This window comes from Faecalibacillus sp. MSK20_93, assembly GCF_020589945.1.
GTDB classification, from domain to species: Bacteria; Bacillota_I; Bacilli_A; order Erysipelotrichales; family Coprobacillaceae; genus Faecalibacillus; species Faecalibacillus intestinalis.
This window is the reverse complement of sequence record NZ_JAJDKA010000172.1, coordinates 1-401: the sequence shown is the minus strand read 5'-3', so window position 1 is coordinate 401 and position 401 is coordinate 1. Positions and strand designations below refer to the sequence as shown.

At 29.7% G+C, this 401-nt stretch carries 1 protein-coding gene; it reads left to right on the top strand.

Features of this window, described 5'->3' with window-relative positions; all coding sequences use genetic code 11:
* Positions 1-401, top strand: a 401-nt coding sequence (locus LJD34_RS16230) for a hypothetical protein (protein ID WP_227360390.1), incomplete at both ends; no start/stop codon positions are given.

Sequence of the window (401 nt, the reverse complement as noted above, 5' to 3'; positions counted from 1 at the left end):
ACAAGAGGAAATGATTATCTTTCAAGAATGATTACCAGTCAAAATGGAAAGGAATATGATTATAGAAACTATGATGGAATGAAAAAGGCCTATGTCATGTGGATACTTCCACAAGCTGCTAAAAAGCGAGATGGACATGTCAATCGCATAAACTCTAAATTAGAAAATATCAGTGGAAGTACTATTGAAAGGTTAGAAAGTTATGATAAAAGCGAACAGATTATGATATACTTAAATAAAGATCATGATATCAAAGATAAGTATGAAGATAGTGATTGGATCAAGACACCATTAGTCATATTTTTAAATAATACATACGATCTTTTGATAAAGAAAGAAGTTATGAAAGAATATGGATTTGAAGAAATAGAGAAGGAGGTTAAAAAGATGTGTAATTTAGG